This window comes from Mycobacterium sp. DL99 (genome assembly GCF_004762045.1).
GTDB lineage: Bacteria > Actinomycetota > Actinomycetes > Mycobacteriales > Mycobacteriaceae > Mycobacterium.
Genome location: NZ_SJOM01000007.1, coordinates 4,662,863 through 4,681,543, shown reverse-complemented (window position 1 = coordinate 4,681,543; position 18,681 = coordinate 4,662,863). Strand labels below are relative to the sequence as shown.

At 66.7% G+C, this 18,681-nt stretch carries 21 protein-coding genes and 1 tRNA gene; 16 read left to right on the top strand and 6 right to left on the bottom strand.

Translation table 11 applies throughout. From position 1 onward, the window contains the following. Positions 1 to 65 precede the first annotated feature (65 nt). Positions 66 to 791, top strand: coding sequence for an MspA family porin (locus EYZ64_RS22820; protein WP_210115556.1), 726 nt, complete (start codon positions 66 to 68; stop codon positions 789 to 791). Between the two features lie 2 nt (positions 792 to 793). On the opposite strand, the gene EYZ64_RS22815 is transcribed toward EYZ64_RS22820, so the two are convergent. The 3 genes from EYZ64_RS22815 to EYZ64_RS22805 form a co-directional block, all read right to left on the bottom strand. Next, positions 794 to 2,236 (bottom strand): neutral zinc metallopeptidase, encoded by a 1,443-nt coding sequence (locus EYZ64_RS22815; RefSeq protein WP_135456956.1) that lies wholly within the window; start codon positions 2,234 to 2,236, stop codon positions 794 to 796. An 88-nt stretch (positions 2,237 to 2,324) separates the two neighbouring features. Further along, complete coding sequence (locus tag EYZ64_RS22810) at positions 2,325 to 4,412, bottom strand: ATP-dependent DNA helicase (protein ID WP_135456954.1); 2,088 nt, start codon at positions 4,410 to 4,412, stop codon at positions 2,325 to 2,327. Continuing rightward, positions 4,409 to 5,746 carry a nicotinate phosphoribosyltransferase gene (locus tag EYZ64_RS22805; protein WP_135456952.1) on the bottom strand — a complete coding sequence of 446 codons (1,338 nt, stop codon included), beginning with the start codon at positions 5,744 to 5,746 and terminating at the stop codon, positions 4,409 to 4,411. Before EYZ64_RS22805 ends, EYZ64_RS22810 begins: the two co-directional genes overlap by 4 nt. Positions 5,747 to 5,800: 54 nt before the next feature. Between EYZ64_RS22805 and clpS the strand changes: the two genes are divergently transcribed. The 11 genes from clpS to rdgB all read left to right on the top strand — a co-directional run bounded on the left by clpS (position 5,801) and on the right by rdgB (position 13,172). Next, a complete protein-coding gene (clpS, locus tag EYZ64_RS22800) occupies positions 5,801 to 6,103 on the top strand; it encodes an ATP-dependent Clp protease adapter ClpS (protein WP_135456950.1) in 303 nt (100 codons plus the stop codon). A 6-nt stretch (positions 6,104 to 6,109) separates the two neighbouring features. Next, positions 6,110 to 6,688 carry an oxidative stress transcriptional regulator AosR gene (gene aosR, locus EYZ64_RS22795; protein ID WP_135456948.1) on the top strand — a complete coding sequence of 193 codons (579 nt, stop codon included), beginning with the start codon at positions 6,110 to 6,112 and terminating at the stop codon, positions 6,686 to 6,688. 5 nt (positions 6,689 to 6,693) lie between these two features. After that, positions 6,694 to 7,713, top strand: coding sequence for a P1 family peptidase (locus tag EYZ64_RS22790; RefSeq protein ID WP_135456946.1), 1,020 nt, complete (start codon positions 6,694 to 6,696; stop codon positions 7,711 to 7,713). Between the two features lie 12 nt (positions 7,714 to 7,725). Continuing rightward, entirely contained in the window at positions 7,726 to 8,139 is a 414-nt protein-coding gene (locus EYZ64_RS22785) for a M67 family metallopeptidase (protein ID WP_135456944.1), read from the top strand. Between the two features lie 30 nt (positions 8,140 to 8,169). Beyond that, positions 8,170 to 8,442, top strand: a complete 273-nt coding sequence (locus EYZ64_RS22780) for a MoaD/ThiS family protein (RefSeq protein WP_135456942.1) — start codon at positions 8,170 to 8,172, stop codon at positions 8,440 to 8,442. A gap of 10 nt (positions 8,443 to 8,452) precedes the next feature. Continuing rightward, on the top strand, positions 8,453 to 9,424 hold the full coding sequence (locus tag EYZ64_RS22775; protein WP_135456940.1) for a cysteine synthase: 972 nt from the start codon (positions 8,453 to 8,455) through the stop codon (positions 9,422 to 9,424). A 10-nt stretch (positions 9,425 to 9,434) separates the two neighbouring features. Further along, on the top strand, positions 9,435 to 10,109 hold the full coding sequence (locus EYZ64_RS22770) for a rhomboid family intramembrane serine protease (RefSeq protein ID WP_135456938.1): 675 nt from the start codon (positions 9,435 to 9,437) through the stop codon (positions 10,107 to 10,109). Positions 10,110 to 10,113: 4 nt separating this feature from the next. Next, positions 10,114 to 10,938, top strand: coding sequence for a glutamate racemase (murI, locus tag EYZ64_RS22765; RefSeq protein WP_135456937.1), 825 nt, complete (start codon positions 10,114 to 10,116; stop codon positions 10,936 to 10,938). A 64-nt stretch (positions 10,939 to 11,002) separates the two neighbouring features. Then, on the top strand, positions 11,003 to 11,770 hold the full coding sequence (locus tag EYZ64_RS22760; RefSeq protein ID WP_135456935.1) for a cyclic nucleotide-degrading phosphodiesterase: 768 nt from the start codon (positions 11,003 to 11,005) through the stop codon (positions 11,768 to 11,770). Between the two features lie 17 nt (positions 11,771 to 11,787). Continuing rightward, on the top strand, positions 11,788 to 12,567 hold the full coding sequence (rph, locus tag EYZ64_RS22755) for a ribonuclease PH (RefSeq protein ID WP_003880216.1): 780 nt from the start codon (positions 11,788 to 11,790) through the stop codon (positions 12,565 to 12,567). Beyond that, entirely contained in the window at positions 12,567 to 13,172 is a 606-nt protein-coding gene (gene rdgB / locus EYZ64_RS22750) for an RdgB/HAM1 family non-canonical purine NTP pyrophosphatase (RefSeq protein WP_135456932.1), read from the top strand. The genes rph and rdgB overlap by 1 nt, the downstream gene beginning before the upstream one ends. Positions 13,173 to 13,260: 88 nt before the next feature. Here rdgB and EYZ64_RS22745 read toward each other — a convergent pair whose 3' ends face one another. Together EYZ64_RS22745 and EYZ64_RS22740 are read right to left on the bottom strand one after the other, a co-directional pair. Next, on the bottom strand, positions 13,261 to 13,623 hold the full coding sequence (locus EYZ64_RS22745; RefSeq protein ID WP_135456929.1) for a DUF3817 domain-containing protein: 363 nt from the start codon (positions 13,621 to 13,623) through the stop codon (positions 13,261 to 13,263). Further along, positions 13,624 to 14,004: a hypothetical protein gene (locus tag EYZ64_RS22740; protein WP_135456927.1), complete on the bottom strand. Its 381-nt coding sequence runs from the start codon at positions 14,002 to 14,004 to the stop codon at positions 13,624 to 13,626. 79 nt (positions 14,005 to 14,083) lie between these two features. On the opposite strand from EYZ64_RS22740, the gene EYZ64_RS22735 reads away from it, so the two are divergent. Next, complete coding sequence (locus EYZ64_RS22735) at positions 14,084 to 14,779, top strand: DUF6882 domain-containing protein (RefSeq protein WP_135456925.1); 696 nt, start codon at positions 14,084 to 14,086, stop codon at positions 14,777 to 14,779. On the opposite strand, the gene EYZ64_RS22730 is transcribed toward EYZ64_RS22735, so the two are convergent. After that, complete coding sequence (locus tag EYZ64_RS22730) at positions 14,776 to 15,027, bottom strand: LAGLIDADG family homing endonuclease (RefSeq protein WP_135456923.1); 252 nt, start codon at positions 15,025 to 15,027, stop codon at positions 14,776 to 14,778. The two genes, EYZ64_RS22735 and EYZ64_RS22730, sit on opposite strands and share 4 nt — an antisense overlap. 573 nt (positions 15,028 to 15,600) lie before the next feature. Here EYZ64_RS22730 and EYZ64_RS22725 point away from each other — a divergent pair. The 3 genes from EYZ64_RS22725 to EYZ64_RS22715 all read left to right on the top strand — a co-directional run bounded on the left by EYZ64_RS22725 (position 15,601) and on the right by EYZ64_RS22715 (position 18,672). Next, positions 15,601 to 15,683: transfer RNA gene (locus tag EYZ64_RS22725), tRNA-Leu, on the top strand. A gap of 130 nt (positions 15,684 to 15,813) precedes the next feature. After that, the gene (locus tag EYZ64_RS22720; RefSeq protein WP_286175098.1) at positions 15,814 to 17,334 is read left to right on the top strand and encodes a purine-cytosine permease family protein; all 1,521 of its coding nucleotides are present in this window, start codon (positions 15,814 to 15,816) and stop codon (positions 17,332 to 17,334) included. A 27-nt stretch (positions 17,335 to 17,361) separates the two neighbouring features. Continuing rightward, a complete protein-coding gene (locus EYZ64_RS22715; protein WP_135456919.1) occupies positions 17,362 to 18,672 on the top strand; it encodes an NtaA/DmoA family FMN-dependent monooxygenase in 1,311 nt (436 codons plus the stop codon). Positions 18,673 to 18,681: the final 9 nt, after the last annotated feature.

Sequence of the window (18,681 nt, the reverse complement as noted above, 5' to 3'; positions counted from 1 at the left end):
CGCTGACGGTCGGGTAAGTACATGGGCGATACGTTCCCGCTGGGAACCGTAACCGGAGGCCGCCTGTGTTGATTCGCTCCTTCGTACTGCTCACTGCGGCGTCCCTGGCCTGCGCGGCGTCCGTGGCACCGGCATGGGCTGATCCCGTCGTGGCACCCGAGGTCGAGGTCGTCGCCGATGTAGTGCCCGCACCGGGCGAACCGGCCGCGGCCGGCCTGGTCGAGTCGACCGCGCCCGCCACCCTCAAGACCCCGGACGGCTGGAATCTGACCGTGTCGGCCGCTGACGAGACGCAGGCCGCGGTGGCACCGCTGACCACCGCGGTGTCCTCGCGCGAATACGTGGTCGGCGGTACGTACCGCGGCGCGATGTCCGGACCCGGCGGCGGCGATCCGCGCGGCACCCTCGAGGCCGGCTACCAGATCGGTTGCGGCATCGACATGAGTACCTCCAACGGCGTCTCCTTGACCGGCACCGCCGGACTCAACTCGTCCATCGGGGTTCTCGGCACCGACGTGGTCTCACCGTGGCCGGAAGGCATCCTGCCGGGAGTCGGCGCGAACATCGGCGGCGGTATCACGGTCGGCCTCAAACCCGGCATCATCAACCTCATCCCGGTGGCCGAGAAGGAGTTCAAGGGCACCGAGCCGTGGGTGATGATCAGCAACTTCCGGGTGAAGATCGACGGCTGCGTGGGGCAGTCGTTCATCCGGTCCTATGCCGTGCTGACCCGGTCGACCGACGAGTCCGAGGCGGTACTCGCCTGGTACGGCACCACGAAGGTGGTCTGAACTCAGGCGAACCGCTTGAGACAGCGTTCCTCGTCACCGAGGATGCCGACCCGGAACGCGTCGATGCGGGCGAAACCCGAAGGCACCGACTCGCCGTTGACGTCACTGGCCGCCAACCCGTTGGTGAGCATGCCCGATACCGCCTCGTCGACGTCACCGGCGGTCAGCAGGATCGTGTCACCGTTGGGCAGGTTCACGGGCTTGATCATCTTGGCCGTGGCCACCCCGGTCAGGCAGGCGGTGCGCAGCGCTGCCTCGGCGTTGTCGAGCACCAGGCCCCGGGCATGCTGCAAGGCGAGCATGTATCGCGAGATCAGCACCGAGTAGGCGGTGTTGTCACCGCCGGCCAGACCGCTGACATCGAGGTCGTCGGACGGTGCGGCAAGCGCCTGTAGCTCGGCCAGATCGATCACGATGGTGTTGGTGTCCGGACAGTACGAGGCCGGCGGGCTGGGCCGTGCGCTCGAACAGTCCACTGCGGCGTCGGGCCGGAAGTTGAGCCGCGGTGGGTCGGCGGGTTTGAAGATGATGTTGAGCGCATCGACCATCGAGCGGACCCAGTGTTCGGTGATGTCCAGGTCGCCGCTCTGGTCCTCAGGTAACAGGACCGGAAGGTCGCCGCGCCGCTGGTCAATCTCCTTGACGTCGATCGCGGCGCAGGCCGAAGGCCCGTCGGTGAACCCGAATTGGAAGGCGGAGATCCGTTCGAACGCCGACCCATGCTCGTCGACCCCGATCTGGGCCTCAGCCTCGGTGAGCAGTGGATCCCGGAACGCGACCACCGCGGCGAGCAGCTTGTTGAGCCCGTCGGCCGTACTGAGTGTGAACCGCGGGGAATCGCCTTGGGCCACCCATCGCATGTAGGTGCCCGCCAGGCAGTCGGCCTGCTGTTCGGCGACCAGGGTGGGCGTCTTGCGGTTGATCAGCCCGGCCTGCTGCTGGATCGCATGGCCGTACTCGTGTGCGAGCACCATGACGGCGCCCATGTCGCCGTTCTGCTTGCGTAGGCCGGGCATCAGCACGCCCCGATCCCAGCCGATGGTCCGATCCGGTTTGCAGAACGCGGCATTGACCAGTCCGTAGGTATCCATGCCGCAGAACTTCCCGTCGAAACTCTCGGCGTCCCAGGAGATCAGCGCGCGCACCGGTTGGAACTCACCGTCGAACACCTCCGAGTAGGCGTTCGACCAGAACTCCTCGAGGTCACTGACGGCACTGGCTGCGAGGTTGTCAGCCTTGCCCCCATCAGTGTTGTTGACCTTGCGGGAGGGCTTCTCGGCATCTGGGCGCAGCCCACTGGAGCCGTCGGTGGCAGGCATGCCGGCGACCGAGAACGGATCGGCGAACACCGAAACCGCTGTGCCCCCGACCAGGGACGAGCACGCGGCCAGTGGCAACACCATGCTCAGCGCGCACGCGATGCCGAACAGGGTGCGTCGGCTCATTTTGCTGCCTTCCGGTGCACTCTGGCGGCCAACTGTCCGCGCGGTTATCCGCACACATTAGTTAACTCGGCGTGCACTGGGTGCGATATCAGCCCGCTCCCCGAAGCCGCTTCAGCGACTGACGCACCCGGTCAGGGTCGGTGGTGGACCAGAACGGTGGCAACGAGGAACGCAGGTACCCGCCATAGCGGGCCGTCGCCAGCCGGGAGTCGAGCACCGCGATCACCCCGCGGTCGTCGGTGTGGCGCAGCAGCCGTCCGGTGCCCTGGGCCAGCAACAGCGCCGCGTGGTTGGCGGCGATCGCCATGAAGCCGTTGCCGCCGTGTGCGCTGATCGCCCGTTGCCGCGCGGTCAACAACGGATCGTCCGGGCGTGGGAAGGGGATCCGGTCGATCAGGACCAACGACAGTGACGGCCCCGGGACGTCCACGCCCTGCCACAGCGACAGGGTGCCGAACAGCGAGGTCTCCGGATCATCGGAAAACTGTTGCACCAGAGCCGAAGTGGTGTCCTCACCCTGGCAGAGCACCGGGGTTGACAGCCGCCCGCGCATGACCTCCGCGGCGGCCTTGGCCGCGCGCATCGACGAGAACAGGCCCAGGGTGCGGCCACCGGCCGCGGTGATCAGGCCCTCGATCTCGTCCAGGGTGCGGGTGTCGGTGCCGTCCCGTCCAGGCGGTGGTAAATGCTTGGCCACGTAGAGAATTGCGGATTTGGCATGGTCGAACGGCGACCCCACATCGAGGCCGCGCCAACCGGGTTTGGCGGGCGCGCAGGCCCCGCCCGATTTGGCGGGCTCGCCGGCGTCGGCGAATCCTCCCAGCCCCCAGTTGCGCGCCATCGCGTCGAAGTTGCCGCCGAGAGTGAGGGTCGCCGAGGTCAGCACCGCCGTGGTGTTGGCGAACAGCCTGGTGCGCAACAGACCCGACACCGACATCGGGGCCACCCGTAGCAGGGACCGCCCACCGGGTCGAGGAGCCGGTGCATTTCCCGGGTTGGAGTTTCCGGCATTGGGCGGTTCGTACTGCTCCACCCAGACCACGTCGAGGCGGTCCGGGATGGGCGGGACGAACGAGGTGAGGATGCGGGTGGCGGTGTCGCTGACATCGTTCAGTGCGGTGACGGCTTCGGTGCGGGCCGTGGCCGCCTGCGGGTCGCTGGGGGTGGTGTCGATCGCTGTGCGTGCCGCATTGGCCGCGTCGCGCAGTGCGGTCAAGTAGATACCCAGCTCCTCGTCGAGCACGTCGATGCGGCCGGCATCGAGTTCGTGCAGCAGCGAGGACAACGTCGCGACAGCGGCCTCGAAGCGTTGCGCCAGTTCGTCATCCACCAATCGCGCCATCCTGCGGTGTGCCACCGCCATGGACGTCGCCGAGAGCTCGGCGGTGGCCACCCCGGTCACCCGGTCGGCCAGTTCGTGGGCCTCGTCGACCACCAGCAGCTCGTATTCGGGCAGCACCGAGAAATCGGAGAGCGCGTCGATGGCCAGCAGTGCGTGATTGGTGACGACGACGTCGGCGGCGCCGGCCTTCTCGCGGGCCCGCTCGGCGAAGCAGTCGGTACCGAACTGGCAGCGTGACACCCCGATGCACTCGCGTGCCGACACGCTGACCTGGGACCAGGACCGGTCCGGCACACCGGGAGTCAGCTCGTCGCGGTCACCGGTCTCGGTGTCCGAGGACCATTCCGTCAGCCGCTGCACATCGCGGCCCATGGCGCTGACCGCCATCGGCGAGAACAGTTCATCCTGGGGACGGTCGGCCGGCTCTTCGGTTGCTCCGTTGTGAATCTTATTGAGGCACAGGTAGTTTCCCCGGCCCTTGAGCAATGCGAATGTGGGCTCGCGAGGTAGCGCGTCGGCCAGTGAGTTCACCAGCCGGGGCAGGTCGCGGTCCACGAGCTGACGTTGCAGCGCGATGGTGGCCGTCGAGACCACCACCGGCTGCTCGGTCTGCAGGGCGCGGGCGATCGACGGCACCAGGTACGCCAGCGATTTGCCGGTGCCGGTACCGGCCTGCACGGCCAGGTGCTCGCCGGACTCGAAGGCGTTGGCAACCGCCTCGGCCATCTCTACCTGACCTGGACGGCCGGCACCGCCGAGCCCTTTGACGGCGATCTTGAGGAGGTTGGTCACCACATTGGCCACCTCACGGGATGGCTTCGATTTGGTCGTCATGTCTGGAACGGCCGGTGCTGACGAACGGGTGCGGGCGGGATCACCCGGGTAGGGATGGCCGGCTCGCCGCGCGACAGCTTCAGGCCGTCCCACGGCAGGCTGTGCAGCCCTGCGGCGACCCGCTCGCGCGCAGCGGCCAGGTCGGTAGCGGGGTGGTGTCCCTCGACGGGGGCGCCGCCGGTCACCAGCGGCACGGTGAGCCGGCGAGCGGTGAGCCCCGATGTCTCCAGCGGCTCCTCGCCGTACGGGTGGACCACCTCTTCGATGATCGTGCCCGAGGCCTTGGCGAGCCGAACGGCCTGCTTGCGGCCACCGTGCGACTCCTTGCGGCTGCTGCGCTTGGCCACCGGCCTTCCATCAACCTCGACCAGTTTGTAGACCATGCCCGCGGTCGGCGCGCCTGAGCCCGTGACAACGGAGGTGCCGACCCCGTAGCTGTCGACGGGCTCGGCGCGCAGGGCGGCGATGGCGAACTCGTCGAGGTCTCCGGAGACGACGATCTGAGTGCTCGTGGCGCCGAGGTCATCCAGCTGCTGGCGTACCTGGCGGGCCAGCACCCCCAGATCGCCCGAGTCGATGCGCACCGCGCCCAGTTGCGGGCCGGCCGCCGCGATCGCGTTGGCCACGCCCGCGGTGATGTCATAGGTGTCCACCAGCAGGGTGGTGTCGACGCCGAGGGCTGCCACCTGGCCGCGGAACGCCGCCTGCTCGTCCGGTCCGGACTCGGAGGTGTGCAGCAGTGTGTAGGCGTGCGCGGCGGTGCCCAGTGCGGGCACCCCGTAACGCTGCTGGGCGGCCAGATTCGACGATCCGGTGAAGCCGGCGAGGTAGGCGGCGCGGGCCGATGCCACGGCGGCCAGCTCATGGGTACGCCGTGAGCCCATCTCGATCATCGGCCGGCCGTGGGCGACGCTGGCCATCCGGGCCGCCGCCGAGGCGATCGCCGTGTCGTGGTTGAGGATTGACAGCACGAGCGTCTCCAGCACCACGCACTCGGCGAAGCTCCCGTGCACCGAGAGCACCGGGGAACCCGGGAAGTAGAGCTCGCCCTCGGCGTAGCCGTCGACGTCACCGCCGAACCGGTAGTTCGACAGGAAATCCAGTGTCTCCGAATCCAGGAACTCCGAGAGCACGGTGAGTTCGTTGGCCGCGAACGTGAACTCTGCCAACGCTTCCACAAACCGCCCGGTGCCCGCGACCACGCCGTAGCGGCGCCCTTCGGGCAGCCGGCGGGCAAAGACTTCGAAGGTGGTGCGGCGGTGCGCCGTGCCATCGCGCAGCGCGGCGGCGAGCATCGTCAGCTCGTACTTGTCGGTGAGCAACGCGACGGTCACACCAGCAACCGTAGCCGTTTCTGGTATCAGGGTTGCCGCCGGTATTGTGGGCCCATGGTTACACCGGCGAAGGCCCGACCGGGGACCCGCGAAGAGCGCGATGTCGAGGCAGTCGAGGCCACTGAAAGCCCGTGGGTGACCATCGTCTGGGACGATCCGGTCAACCTGATGACCTATGTCACCCACGTATTCCAGAAACTGTTCGGATACAGCGAGCCGCACGCCACCAAACTCATGCTGCAGGTGCACAACGAGGGCAAGGCCGTAGTGTCGGCAGGCAGTCGCGAGTCGATGGAAACCGATGTGTCCAAACTGCACGCCGCTGGGCTGTGGGCCACCATGCAACAGGACCGCTGATCGACTGTGCGCAAATGGAAACGGGTCGAGACCGCGAACGGTCTGCGGTTGCGCTCAGCGTTGGAGGCCCACGAGGCCGCGTTGCTGTCGAGCCTGGGAACTTCGATGCTCGGGATGCTCGACGAGCGTGGATCATCGGGGCCCACAGACGAACTCGAGATGATCACCGGCATGAAGACCGGTAATCCGCAGCCGCCCGAGGACGCCACCATGAAGCGTCTGCTCCCGGATTTCTACCGGCCGCAGACCGAGCATCCGGCCGGTTCCGGCACTGCCGAGAGCCTCAACAGCGCGTTGCGCGGGCTGCATGAACCGGCGATCATCGACGCGAAACGTCAAGCGGTCCAACGTTTGTTGGACACGATTCCGGACGGCGGCGGCAAGTTCGAGCTGACCGAGGACGACGCCGAGGCGTGGGCCGCTGCCGTCAACGACCTCCGGCTGGCGTTGGGCACCATGCTCGACATCGGACCGCAAGGGGCCGAGCAGTTGTCCGCCGAGCACCCGATGGCCGGGCACGTCGACGTCTACCAGTGGCTGACCGTGCTGCAGGAATACCTCGTCCTCAGCCTGATGGGGAGATAGGCCTGATGGGTTCGATCACCGACGTCGGCGGCATCCTGGTCGGCCACCACCACCGCATCGACCCCGACGTGACACTGGGCTCGGGGTGGGCGTCGGGATCGACCGTGGTGCTGGCCCCGCCGGGGACCGTCGGCGCCGTGGACGGACGCGGCGGTGCCCCTGGCACCCGCGAGACGGACCTGCTCGACCCGATCAACACCGTGCGCCACGTCGACGCCGTGGTGCTGACCGGCGGCAGTGCCTATGGGCTGGCCGCTGCCGACGGTGTGATGACCTGGCTGGAGGAGCGGGGTCGCGGGGTGGCGATGGACGGCGGCGTGGTCCCGATCGTGCCGGCCGCGGTGATCTTCGACCTGCCGGTGGGCGGCTGGACCAACCGGCCGACGGCGGAGTTCGGCTACGCGGCCGCCGCGTCGGCGTCCACAGAGTTCGCGCTCGGGACCGTCGGCGGCGGGGTCGGTGCGCGGGCCGGAGTCCTCAAGGGCGGTGTCGGCACCGCCTCGGTGACCTTGGACTGCGGGGTGACCGTGGGTGCCTTGGTCGTGCTCAACGCCGCAGGTGACGTGGTGGATCCGGCCACCGGTCTGCCCTGGATGGCAGCGCTGATCGAGGAGTTCGGGCTGATCGCCCCGCCCGCCGATCAGCTCGCCGCCTACGGTGATCGACATCGGGAGATCGGCCCGCTGAACACCACCATCGCGGTGGTCGCCACCGATGCCGAACTCAGCCCGGCCGGGTGCCGCCGGGTGGCCGTCGCCGCGCACGACGGACTGGCCCGGACCATCTCGCCGTGTCACACCCCGCTGGATGGCGATACGGTGTTTGCGCTGGCGACGGGCGCGGTGACCGTCGAACCGGACGAAAAGACACCGGTGGCGATGTCGCCGGAGACGGCGCTGGTCACCCGGGTCGGAGCGGCCGCGGCGGAGGTGCTGGCCCGCGCCGTGGTGGTCGGGCTGCTGGCCGCCGAGCCGGTGGCCGGAATACCGACCTACCGTGACATGTTGCCGGGAGCGTTCGAATGAAGGAGTTGTGACGTGCTGGTGATCCGCCGGGATCTCGTCGAGGCCATGGTGGCGCATGCCCGCGCCGACCATCCTGACGAGGCGTGTGGGGTGATCGCCGGGCCGGAGGGCGCTGATCGGCCCGAGCGGTTCATCGCGATGGTCAATGCCGAGCGTTCCCCGACCTTCTACCGCTTCGACTCGATGGAGCAATTCAAGGTGTGGCGCTCGATGGACGAGGCGGACGAGGTGCCCGTCGTCATCTACCACTCGCACACCGCCACCGAGGCCTACCCGAGCCGCACCGACATCTCGTTGGCACAAGAGCCCGATGCGCACTACGTGCTGGTCTCCACGCGAGACCCGCACGAGCACGAGCTGCGCAGTTACCGCATCGTCGACGGGGCCGTCACCGAGGAACCCGTCTCAATCGTCGACGAATACTGAGCAGTCGAGCAGTACACCTAAGGAGCCCCCATGGCAGTAACAGTTTCGATCCCGACCATCCTGCGTCCGCACACCGACGGACAGAAGCGCGTCAGCGCCTCCGGCGATACCTTGCAGGCAGTGATCGCCGACCTCGAGGCCAACTACGCCGGCATCTCCGACCGGCTGGTGGATAACGGCAAGCTGCACCGCTTCGTGAACATCTACGTGAACGACGAAGACGTGCGGTTCTCCGGCGGACTGGACACCACCATCGCCGACGGCGACTCGGTGACGATCCTGCCTGCCGTGGCAGGAGGGTAGCGGGCGGGTCATGACCAGATACGACTCGCTGCTGCAGGCCCTCGGCAACACCCCGTTGGTCGGCCTGCAGCACCTGTCGCCGCGGTGGGAGGACGGTCCGGACGGGCCGCACGTGCGGTTGTGGGCGAAGCTCGAGGACCGCAACCCGACCGGTTCTATCAAGGACCGGCCCGCGCTGCGCATGATCGAGCAGGCCGAGCGTGACGGGCTGCTGAGGCCGGGCGCCACGATCTTGGAGCCCACCAGCGGCAACACCGGGATCTCGCTGGCTATGGCCGCGATGCTCAAGGGCTACAACATGATCTGCGTGATGCCCGAGAACACCTCGATCGAGCGGCGTCAGATCCTCGAACTGTACGGTGCGCGGATCATCTTCAGTGCGGCCGAGGGCGGTTCCAACACCGCCGTGGCGACCGCGAAAGAGCTTGCGGCGGAGAACCCTTCGTGGGTGATGCTGTACCAGTACGGCAACTCGGCCAACAGCGACGCGCACTACTACGGCACCGGGCCGGAGTTGCTCGCCGACCTGCCCGAGATCACCCACTTCGTCGCCGGGCTCGGCACCACCGGCACCCTGATGGGCACCGGGCGCTTCCTGCGCGAGAAGGTTCCGGGCGTCCAGATCGTGGCCGCCGAACCGCGCTACGGCGAGGGTGTGTACGCGCTGCGGAACATCGACGAGGGGTTCATCCCTGAGTTGTATGACCCCGACGTGCTGACCACCCGGTTCTCGGTGGGCTCCTACGACGCGGTCAAACGCACCCGCGATCTGGTGACCCGCGAAGGCATCTTCGCCGGCATCTCCACCGGCGCCGTCCTGCACGCTGCACTGGGCATGGGGGCCAAGGCGATCAAGGCCGGCGAGCGCGCCGACATCGCGTTCGTGGTCGCCGACGCCGGTTGGAAGTATCTGTCCACCGGTGCCTACGCCGGTAGCCTTGATGATGCAGAGGATGCGTTGGAAGGGCAGCTATGGGCGTGAGTGGGCAGGGATGACGAAACCGGTTCTACCGTCGTCCAGCGCACCCAAGAAACGACCGGCGTGGTTGGTCGGCGGCCTCACGATCGTCACCTTCGTCGCGCTGCTGTACGTGATCGAGATCGTCGACACCGCTATGGGCCACCGGCTCGACCAGGACGGCATCCGGCCCCTGCAGACCGACGGACTGTGGGGCATCCTGTGGGCGCCCCTGCTGCACGGCGGCTGGCCGCACCTGATCGCCAACACCGTGCCCGCGCTGGTGCTCGGCTTTCTCATGACGCTGGCCGGGATGGGGCGCTTCATCGCCGCGACCGCCATCATCTGGATACTCGGCGGCTTCGGCACGTGGCTGATCGGCAATATCGGCCTGCACTGCCCCTACGTCACCGTGCAGTGCACGAGCACTCACATCGGCGCATCCGGCCTGATCTTCGGCTGGCTGGCGTTCCTGATCGTGTTCGGATTCTTCACCCGCAATGTGTGGGAGATCGTCATCGGCGTCGTCGTGCTGTTCGTGTACGGCGGCGTCCTGTTCGGGGTACTGCCCGGCAATGCGGGGGTGTCCTGGCAGGGCCATCTCAGTGGGGCCCTTGCCGGTGTGCTGGCGGCGTACCTTTTGTCCGGACCAGAACGCAAGGCGCGGGAAGCGAAGAAGAGTCCCGCCCAGCCGCGTCTGAGCGCATGAACATATGACCGACCGCCTGGCACCCGTCGGCATCTTCGACTCCGGCGTCGGTGGACTGACCGTTGCCCGCGCGATCATCGACCAGCTGCCCGATGAGGACATCATCTACGTCGGGGATACGGGCAACGGCCCCTACGGGCCGCTGACCATCCCCGAGATCCGGGCGCACTCGCTGGCCATCGGTGACGATCTGGTGGCGCGCGGCGTCAAGGCTCTGGTGATCGCGTGCAACACCGCGTCGTCGGCCTGCCTGCGCGACGCGCGCGAGCGCTACTCGCCGGTGCCGGTGGTCGAGGTGATCCTGCCCGCGGTGCGGCGCGCGGTGGCCGCCACCCGCAATGGACGCATCGGAGTGATCGGCACTGCCGCCACCATCGCCTCGGGCGCCTATCAGGACGCGTTCGCGGCCGCGCGTGACACCGAGGTGTTCGGGGTGGCCTGTCCGCGGTTCGTCGACTTCGTCGAGCGCGGGGTCACCAGCGGCCGTCAGGTGCTCGGTCTGGCCGAGGGCTATCTGGAGCCACTGCAGCGCGCCGAGGTGGACACCCTGGTGTTGGGCTGCACGCACTATCCGATGCTGTCCGGGCTCATCCAGTTGGCCATGGGCGACAACGTCACCCTGGTGTCATCGGCTGAGGAGACGGCCAAGGACCTGCTCAGGGTGCTGACCGAGCTCGATTTGCTGAGGCCGCACGAGTCCGGTCCGGCCCGACGGATGTTCGAGGCGACCGGAGATCCGGAGGCGTTCACCACGCTCGCCACGCGCTTCCTGGGACCGGGGTTGGACGGGGCGCGACAGGTCCGACGTCACGCGGGCGTCGGAAAATGATCTCCGTCGCCCAAACCGGCGATGTCTTGGCAACGCGCACATCGGGCATGGCAAGCTAGACACTGTGCGATTGACCATCCTGGGATGCTCCGGCAGCGTTGTCGGCCCGGATTCGGCAGCCTCCGGTTATCTCGTCACCGCACCAGACACGATTCCGATGGTCGTCGACTTCGGCGGTGGCGTCCTGGGTGCGTTGCAGCGCTACGCCGATCCGAATTCGGTCAACGTGTTGCTGTCGCATCTGCATGCCGATCACTGCCTGGATCTGCCCGGGTTGTTCGTCTGGCGGCGGTACCACCCGATCCCGGCCACCGAACGCGGCCTGATGTACGGACCCGCCAACACGTGGGCCCGGCTGGGCGCGGCGTCGTCACCCGAAGGCGGCGAGATCGACGACTTCACCGACATCTTCGAGGTGCGCAACTGGGAGGACGGCTCCCCGGTGCAGTTGGGCACGCTCAGCGTCACACCACGGCTGGTGTGTCATCCCACCGAGTCCTACGGCATGCGTTTCACCGATCCGTCCGGGGCGACGCTCGTCTACAGCGGTGACACCGGGTACTGCGACGCACTCGTCGACCTGGCCCGCGGGGCCGACGTCTTCCTGTGCGAGGCGTCGTGGACGCACGATCCGTCCCGACCACCGCATCTGCACCTGTCCGGCGCCGAGGCGGGCCGCGCGGCGGCCGAAGCCGGCGTCGGCGAGCTGCTGCTGACCCACATTCCACCGTGGACCTCACGCGAGGACGTGATCAGCGAAGCCAAGGCCGAGTTCGACGGCCCAGTACACGCCGTGCTGAGCGGCGAGACCTTCGACGTCACCCGGGGCTGACCCGCTAGGGTTGGCGGGTGTCCAAGCGAGAAGACGGTCGTCTCGACGACGAGCTGCGCCCGGTAACCATCACCCGCGGTTTCACATCGCATCCCGCCGGCTCGGTGCTGGTGGAGTTCGGTCAGACCCGCGTCATGTGCACCGCCTCGGTCACCGAAGGCGTGCCGCGCTGGCGTAAGGGTTCCGGGCAGGGCTGGCTGACCGCCGAATACGCCATGCTGCCGGCCGCCACTCACGATCGCTCGGACCGCGAATCGGTCAAGGGCCGCGTCGGCGGCCGCACCCAGGAGATCAGTCGTCTGGTCGGACGCTCGCTGCGTGCGTGCATCGACCTCGGTGCGCTGGGGGAGAACACCATCGCGATCGACTGCGACGTGCTGCAGGCCGACGGCGGTACCCGCACCGCGGCGATCACCGGCGCCTACGTGGCGCTGTCCGACGCGGTGACGTATCTGGCCGCGGCCGGGCGGCTTTCCGATCCGCGCCCGCTGTCGTGTGCGATCGCGGCCGTATCGGTGGGCGTGGTCGACGGACGCGTCCGCGTCGACCTGCCCTACGTCGAGGATTCCCGCGCCGAGGTGGACATGAACGTCGTCGCCACCGACACCGGCACCCTGGTGGAGATCCAGGGCACCGGCGAGGGCGCGACCTTCCCACGGTCCACGCTGGACAAGATGCTCGACGCCGCGCTCGGCGCCTGCGAGCAGTTGTTCGTGATCCAGCGCGAGGCACTGGAATTGCCGTATCCGGGCGTGCTTCCGGAGGGCCCGGCACCGAAGAAGGCGTTCGGAAGCTAGTGCCCTCGCTACTGGTAGCCAGCCGTAACGCCAAGAAGCTGGCCGAGCTGCGGCGGGTGCTCGATGCCGCCGGGATTACCGGACTGGACTTGGTGTCCCTGGCCGATGTCGCTCCGTACGACGAGGCGCCCGAAACCGGTGCGACGTTCGAGGACAACGCACTGGCCAAGGCTGCGGCTGGCTTTCGTGCCACCGGATTGGCCTGTGTGGCAGATGATTCCGGGATTTCCGTGGACGCCCTCAACGGGATGCCCGGGGTGCTCTCCGCGCGGTGGTCCGGGAGGCACGGCGACGACGCCGCCAATACCGCGTTGCTGTTGGCGCAGCTGGGCGATGTGCCGTACGCCCGTCGCGGCGCAGCATTCGTGTCGGCGTGTGCGTTGGTGTCCGCGTCTGGCCGAACCGTGGTGCGCGGCGAGTGGCCCGGCACGGTCACCCACGAACCCCGCGGCGAAGGCGGGTTCGGGTACGACCCGGTGTTTCTACCTGACGGATCTACTGTGACGGCCGCCGAGCTGTCACCCGCCGAGAAGGACGCGGTATCGCATCGCGGCCGGGCGCTGGCGTTGTTGGTGCCGGCGCTGCGGGAGTTGGCGGGGTCCTAGCGGTGGCGCCGCGTTCGTAACGTGGCGGCGGCGATTTCGCGCTGGGGCCGCCACAGCGTTACGAACGCGAGCCATGGCTCGACGGCGGCTAGAGCTCGAAGCGTTTCTTGAGATCCAACGTGTTGAAGTGCTCGACGATGATGCCCAGCAACGGGATCGTGCCCGCGAGCAGCACACCGATCGTCTTGCCGATGGGCCAGCGGACCTTGACTGCGAGGTTGGCCGTGAACAGCAGGTAGATGAAGTACACCCAGCCGTGCACGATGCCGATCCAGCTCGGCGGATTGTCCACCTGGACGATGTACTTGAGCACCATCTCGTAGCACAGCGCGATGAGCCAGATGCCCGTCGTCCAAGCCAGCACGCGGTAGCCCAGCAGGGCCTTGCGGAGGGTCTCCTTGGGCGTCGAAACAACCGGCGTGACCTCGGCGCCCGGTTCTGGTGCGGTCATCTATCGGTCCTGTCTTTTCTTCTCGGGCTGGGCGTCGGACTTGGCCAGCTCGGCAAGGTAGGCGTTGTACTCGGAGAGTTCTTGGTCGCCGGCGGCCGCCGCCGTGGCCTTGGGGCGTTCCGGCAGCAAGCCTGCGGGAATCTCGGTGACGTCGCCGCTGGGCCGCTCCGGCGGAGCGTCCTCGTAGCGGACGAACTTGTAGTAGGCGTAGAAGCAGAACCCGGCGAACATCGGCCACTGCAGGGCATAGCCCAGATTCTGGAAGGTGCCCGAGGCTGATTCGTAACGGGTCCACTGCCACCAGGCCAGCGCCAGGCAGCCGGCGGCGCCGAGACAGACCAGTGCGATGAGCGCTGGTCTCCTACGCCGTGTAGTGGACATTCGTCCATGGTACGGCGCGGGTCTTGAGGGCCGAAAATACGTGCCAGGATGGGCGGTGATCGGCACTTAGGCTTTTCGCGTGCTCCCAGACATGCTGCTCGATGCTGCGATTGTTCAGGCCGAGGCTCAGGCCTATCTCTCGGACCTCATCGGCGAGGGCACACCCTACGACGGCGGCTGGAGCTTTGATGCCGAAACCCATCAGTTTTCGCTGGCCTCGACGAGTGGCGTGGCGCCTTTCGTCGCACGGAGCGAGCTGCTCGGCGCTGCCTCGGCGGAACGGGGGATGTGGCAGTGGGGATGGGCGAACCCCGATTTCCCGCGCCCGGACGAATACGGAAGCGCCGTGCTCCGCCAGTGCGGCGAGGTGCACGGTATCTCCGAACTGAGCGAAGCGGAGGTGCCGCTCGGCGACGCGACACCGCAAGAGTTCGCGTGGCGGATGGGTGCCATCGCGTCGCTGAATCTCGGGTTGGTGCCCTGCTACACCTTCATGCTCGACGGTGGGATCGTCGGCGTGATTGTGCTGACCGACGATCGGCTGCAGTTGCCCGCGCCGAGCGCGCCCCGACTGCTGCGCTGTGTCGGCGAGGCGCTGCAGGCCCTGCCGGTCGCGCCCCGCAGCTTGTACACGTGGGCGGCGTTGCGCGAAGTGCCGATCAAGGATGTATCGGGCAGCCTGCGGCTCACGCTGCCCGACGGGCATGCCGAGTTCCGTTTCGACGAGCACGACCGACTGATCGACATGTCGGGTCAGGTGCTTCCGTCCGACTAGACCTTGGGGCCGATGAATTCGTCGAGACGAGCCGTGGCGGCCTTGCGGTAGATCGAGACGACGTACTTGGTGGAACGCGTCCACGGGATGCCAAGCCGGTCCAGCGCGGCGGTGAACAGGTTGAGGATGTCCTCCGAGTGATTCGTGAAGTGGTACCGGATGCTCTTGACGCCGCGGTCGTTCGCGACCACCCGGCAACCGTCGCTGTGGATCAGACCGCGCACGAACTCCTCGGTGGATCGGTCCACGAGATCCTGCTGCCAGGGTTCGAGAGCGATGCGGCGGTTGTGCTTCCTGCCGGGCCCGTGCTGGGGGAATAGGCATGGCCAGTGCTTGGAATACAGCGAAACTTGGACGCAACCCTTCTTAGTTACGAGACCTGCGTGTTGACCGGGCATGACAATCTCAACGGCCTGGCGGCATCGGTCGATTATTGCTGGGTACTTCTTGTCGAGCGTGATCCGTAGCCGCCAGACGCGCTTGTTACGCGAGATGTCGCCGTCTCCCAGATAGAGGCCGAGGAGATAGCAATAACTGGAGATGGGCAGCGCACCGAAGTCATGATCTACGCCGCATGGTGACGATGCCGGCTCTTGCAATCGTTTGGGTGGTTGGCTGCGCCAGTCCCGCACGGTTGGACGGGGTATGCCCGTGTGCCGGGCGATAGCGCAGTCGTTCATGCCAGCCGTGATGAGCTGCTGAACCTTGTAGAACTCGTCTGCCGACCGAATTACGTACCCCTCTCGACGGGTGATGCCTCGACGACATTGATGGCCACTGACAGACTCGGCAATCGACAGACCGGTAGGATCAGGACCCTTGCGGGCGTGATGGAACGGCAGACATGCCGGCTTTAGGTGCCGGTGCTCGAGAGAGCGTGTGGGTTCGAATCCCACCGCCCGCACTCTTCATTTGCGATACAGGTTTCATGGTCGGTGGCCGCACCAGCGGTACCAGTGTCGAGCCCGGACCAATAAAATCTCAACGACCCGATGCCTGTCTGGAACTCGGCTCGTGGACAAGTATCTCCGCTCGTGTCAGTTGAGACCCGGGCCGGAGTCGGCCAGACCACCACCACCGACGTGGCTGAGCGCCGTTACGGTGCCATCGAGAACCGCTCGATCGATTGGATCACCCCGGCCGAGCGCCACGGCACACCATGGCGTGTGAGCCCACTGTTCTTCATCGCGAACTGGAGCTTCTTCACCATCGCGCTGGGGTTCACCGGACCGGCACTGGGCCTGTCGGTGGGCTGGGCCATCCTGGCCTCCGCCCTCGGCCTGGTGATCGGCACATTCTTCATGGCCTTCCATGCCACCCAAGGCCCGCGCCTGGGCCTTCCACAGATCATCCAGTCGAGAGCCCAGTTCGGGTTCTACGGCGTGATCGTGGTCGTAGGGATGTCGTTGACCTGCTACCTGGCATTCGGGGTGGTCTACACCATCCTCACCGCGCAGGGGCTGGCCCAGATTTTCGGATGGTCTCCGGTGGTCGTCGGATTGGTGGTGAACATCGCCGGCGGTCTGTTCGCCGTCGCGGGCCACGACCATCTGCACCGGTTGTCGCGGTTGGTGTTCTATGTGACGGTCCCGTTGGTTTTGGTGTTCACCTTGGCGGTGCTGTTCGGCCACGCCGGTGGGACGACGCCGTCGGCGAGCGAGCACGGGTTCGTCGCTTCGGCGTTCTTCACGGTGTTCGCGGTCTCGGCTGCCTACAACATTGCGCTGGCACCGATCGTCTCGGATTACACCCGTTACCTTCCCGAGAAGACATCCTCACGGGCGTTGATCTCCAGTGTGTATGTCGGAGCGGGCATTTCCGCATTGTGGCTGATCTCGCTGGGTGCCTGGTTGTCTGCGCACTACGACGCGGACGACGCGCTGGTGGCATTGCATGATGCGGGCGACAACGTGTTTCACGGATTCGGTGCGGTATTGGCGCTGGCCTCGGCCGCCACTCTCATCGTGTGCATCGCCACCGCCGCCTACAGCGTGACCCTGCAATTTCTCACCGGCGCTGATCTGGTCCGGCGATTCCGGCCGACTCCTACGCTTCGAATCGCCGTCACCGCGGCCACCATCGCCTTCTACCTGGTGGTGGCGTTGCCGTTCGGTGATCATGTCATCAATGCCGCCAGCAACGCGTTGTCTTTGATGCTGTTCCTTCTGGTGCCGTGGACGGCGGTCAACCTGACCGACTACTTCTTCGTCCGCCGCGGCGAATACGCCATCACCGACCTGTTCACCCCGGACGGCGTTTACGGCGGATGGTCCTGGCGTGGCATCGCCGCGTACTTCCTGGGATTCGCCGCCATGATCCCGTTCGCCGTACTTCCCTTCTTCACCGGCACATTTGGGGCATTGCTCGGCGGTATCGACATCTCCTGGCTGGCCGGTCTCACGGTGTCCGCGGTGGCGTACTACACCGTCAGCCGCAATCTCGACCTCACCCTTGAGTTGGCTGCCATCCAGCGCAGCGAAGGCAGCCTCAACGCGGAAGTGCCCGCACCCCACCGCCCGCCGCTGGAGCACGGACTGCTCGACGGCCAGGCCTGATCAACCCTTTCGACGAAGGACTCAACAATGTCGCGTGACAACAGATTTCACCTCGGCTGGTTCGCCAACTTCTGTGTCGACGGATGGAATGAACAGTGGGGATCCACCGGGGGCCAGGATTGGTCGGGCAGCTTCTACGTCGAGCTGGTTCAGCACCTGGAGCGCGCCAAGTTCGACTACCTGCTGCTCGAAGACAAGTTGATGGTGTCGGATGCCTACGGCGGCACCTTCGAACGCGAACTCAAGCACGCGCTGCACTCGCCCAAACTCGATCCCGCACCGCTGATCCCGCTACTCGGCAGCGTCACCGAACATCTGGGGCTGGTGCTGACGCTGTCCTCGACCTTCTATCCGCCGTTCCTGCTGGCCCGGTTGTGCAACACGCTGGACCACCTGACCGGCGGGCGGGTGGGCTGGAACATGGTGACCTCAGCCGAAGACCGGGCGGCGCAGAACTTCGGACTCGACCATCTGCCTCGCCACGACGAACGCTATGCACGCGCCCACGAATACGTCGATCTGGTTCGGGCGCTGTGGGATTCGTGGGAGCCCGACGCGGTGGTCCGGGACCGGGAGACCGGCACCTTCGTCGATCACACCAAAGTCCACACCATCGACTTCGAAGGCCAGTACTACAAGAGCCGCGGGCCGCTGAACACGGTGCCGTCGCCGCAATACCACCCGGTCCTGGCTCAGGCGGGTGGCTCACCTCAGGGCAAGGACTTTGCCGCGAAGTATGCCGACACGGTGGTAGGTACTGCCGCCGATCCGCAAGGCATGATCGCCTACCGCGACGACATCCGCCGGCGAGCAGTCGAATACGGCCGCAAACCCGACGACATCAAGGTGCTGTTCCTGATCACCCCGCATCTGGGTGACACCGATGCGGAGGCACGCGCGAAACTCGACCGATTGGTGAACAACGAGTACTACCTGGAGAAGACGTTGGCGCATCTGGCGGCAATCGTCGAGATCGACTTCACCAAGTTCGATCTCGACAAGCCGCTACCCGACGATCTGCAGACCAACGGCGAACGCGGATCACTGGAAGCCTTCCTGCAACGCGGCAGCGGGAAGACCCTGCGGGAGCTGACGGCGGCCTACCTGTCGACGGAGGATGCGCTGGTCGGCACCCCGGCCACGGTGGCCGATCGCCTCGAGGCGTTGATGGATGAGGTTGGCGGGGATGGCTTCCTGATCACCGCCCCGGGAATGCGTTTGACCCGCAAGTACGTCATCGAGGTGGTCGACGGTCTGGTGCCCGAGCTTCAGCGCCGTGGCCTGACCAGGACGCACTACGAGCACAAGCTGTTCAGAGACAACCTGCTGTCGTACTGAGGCGACGCC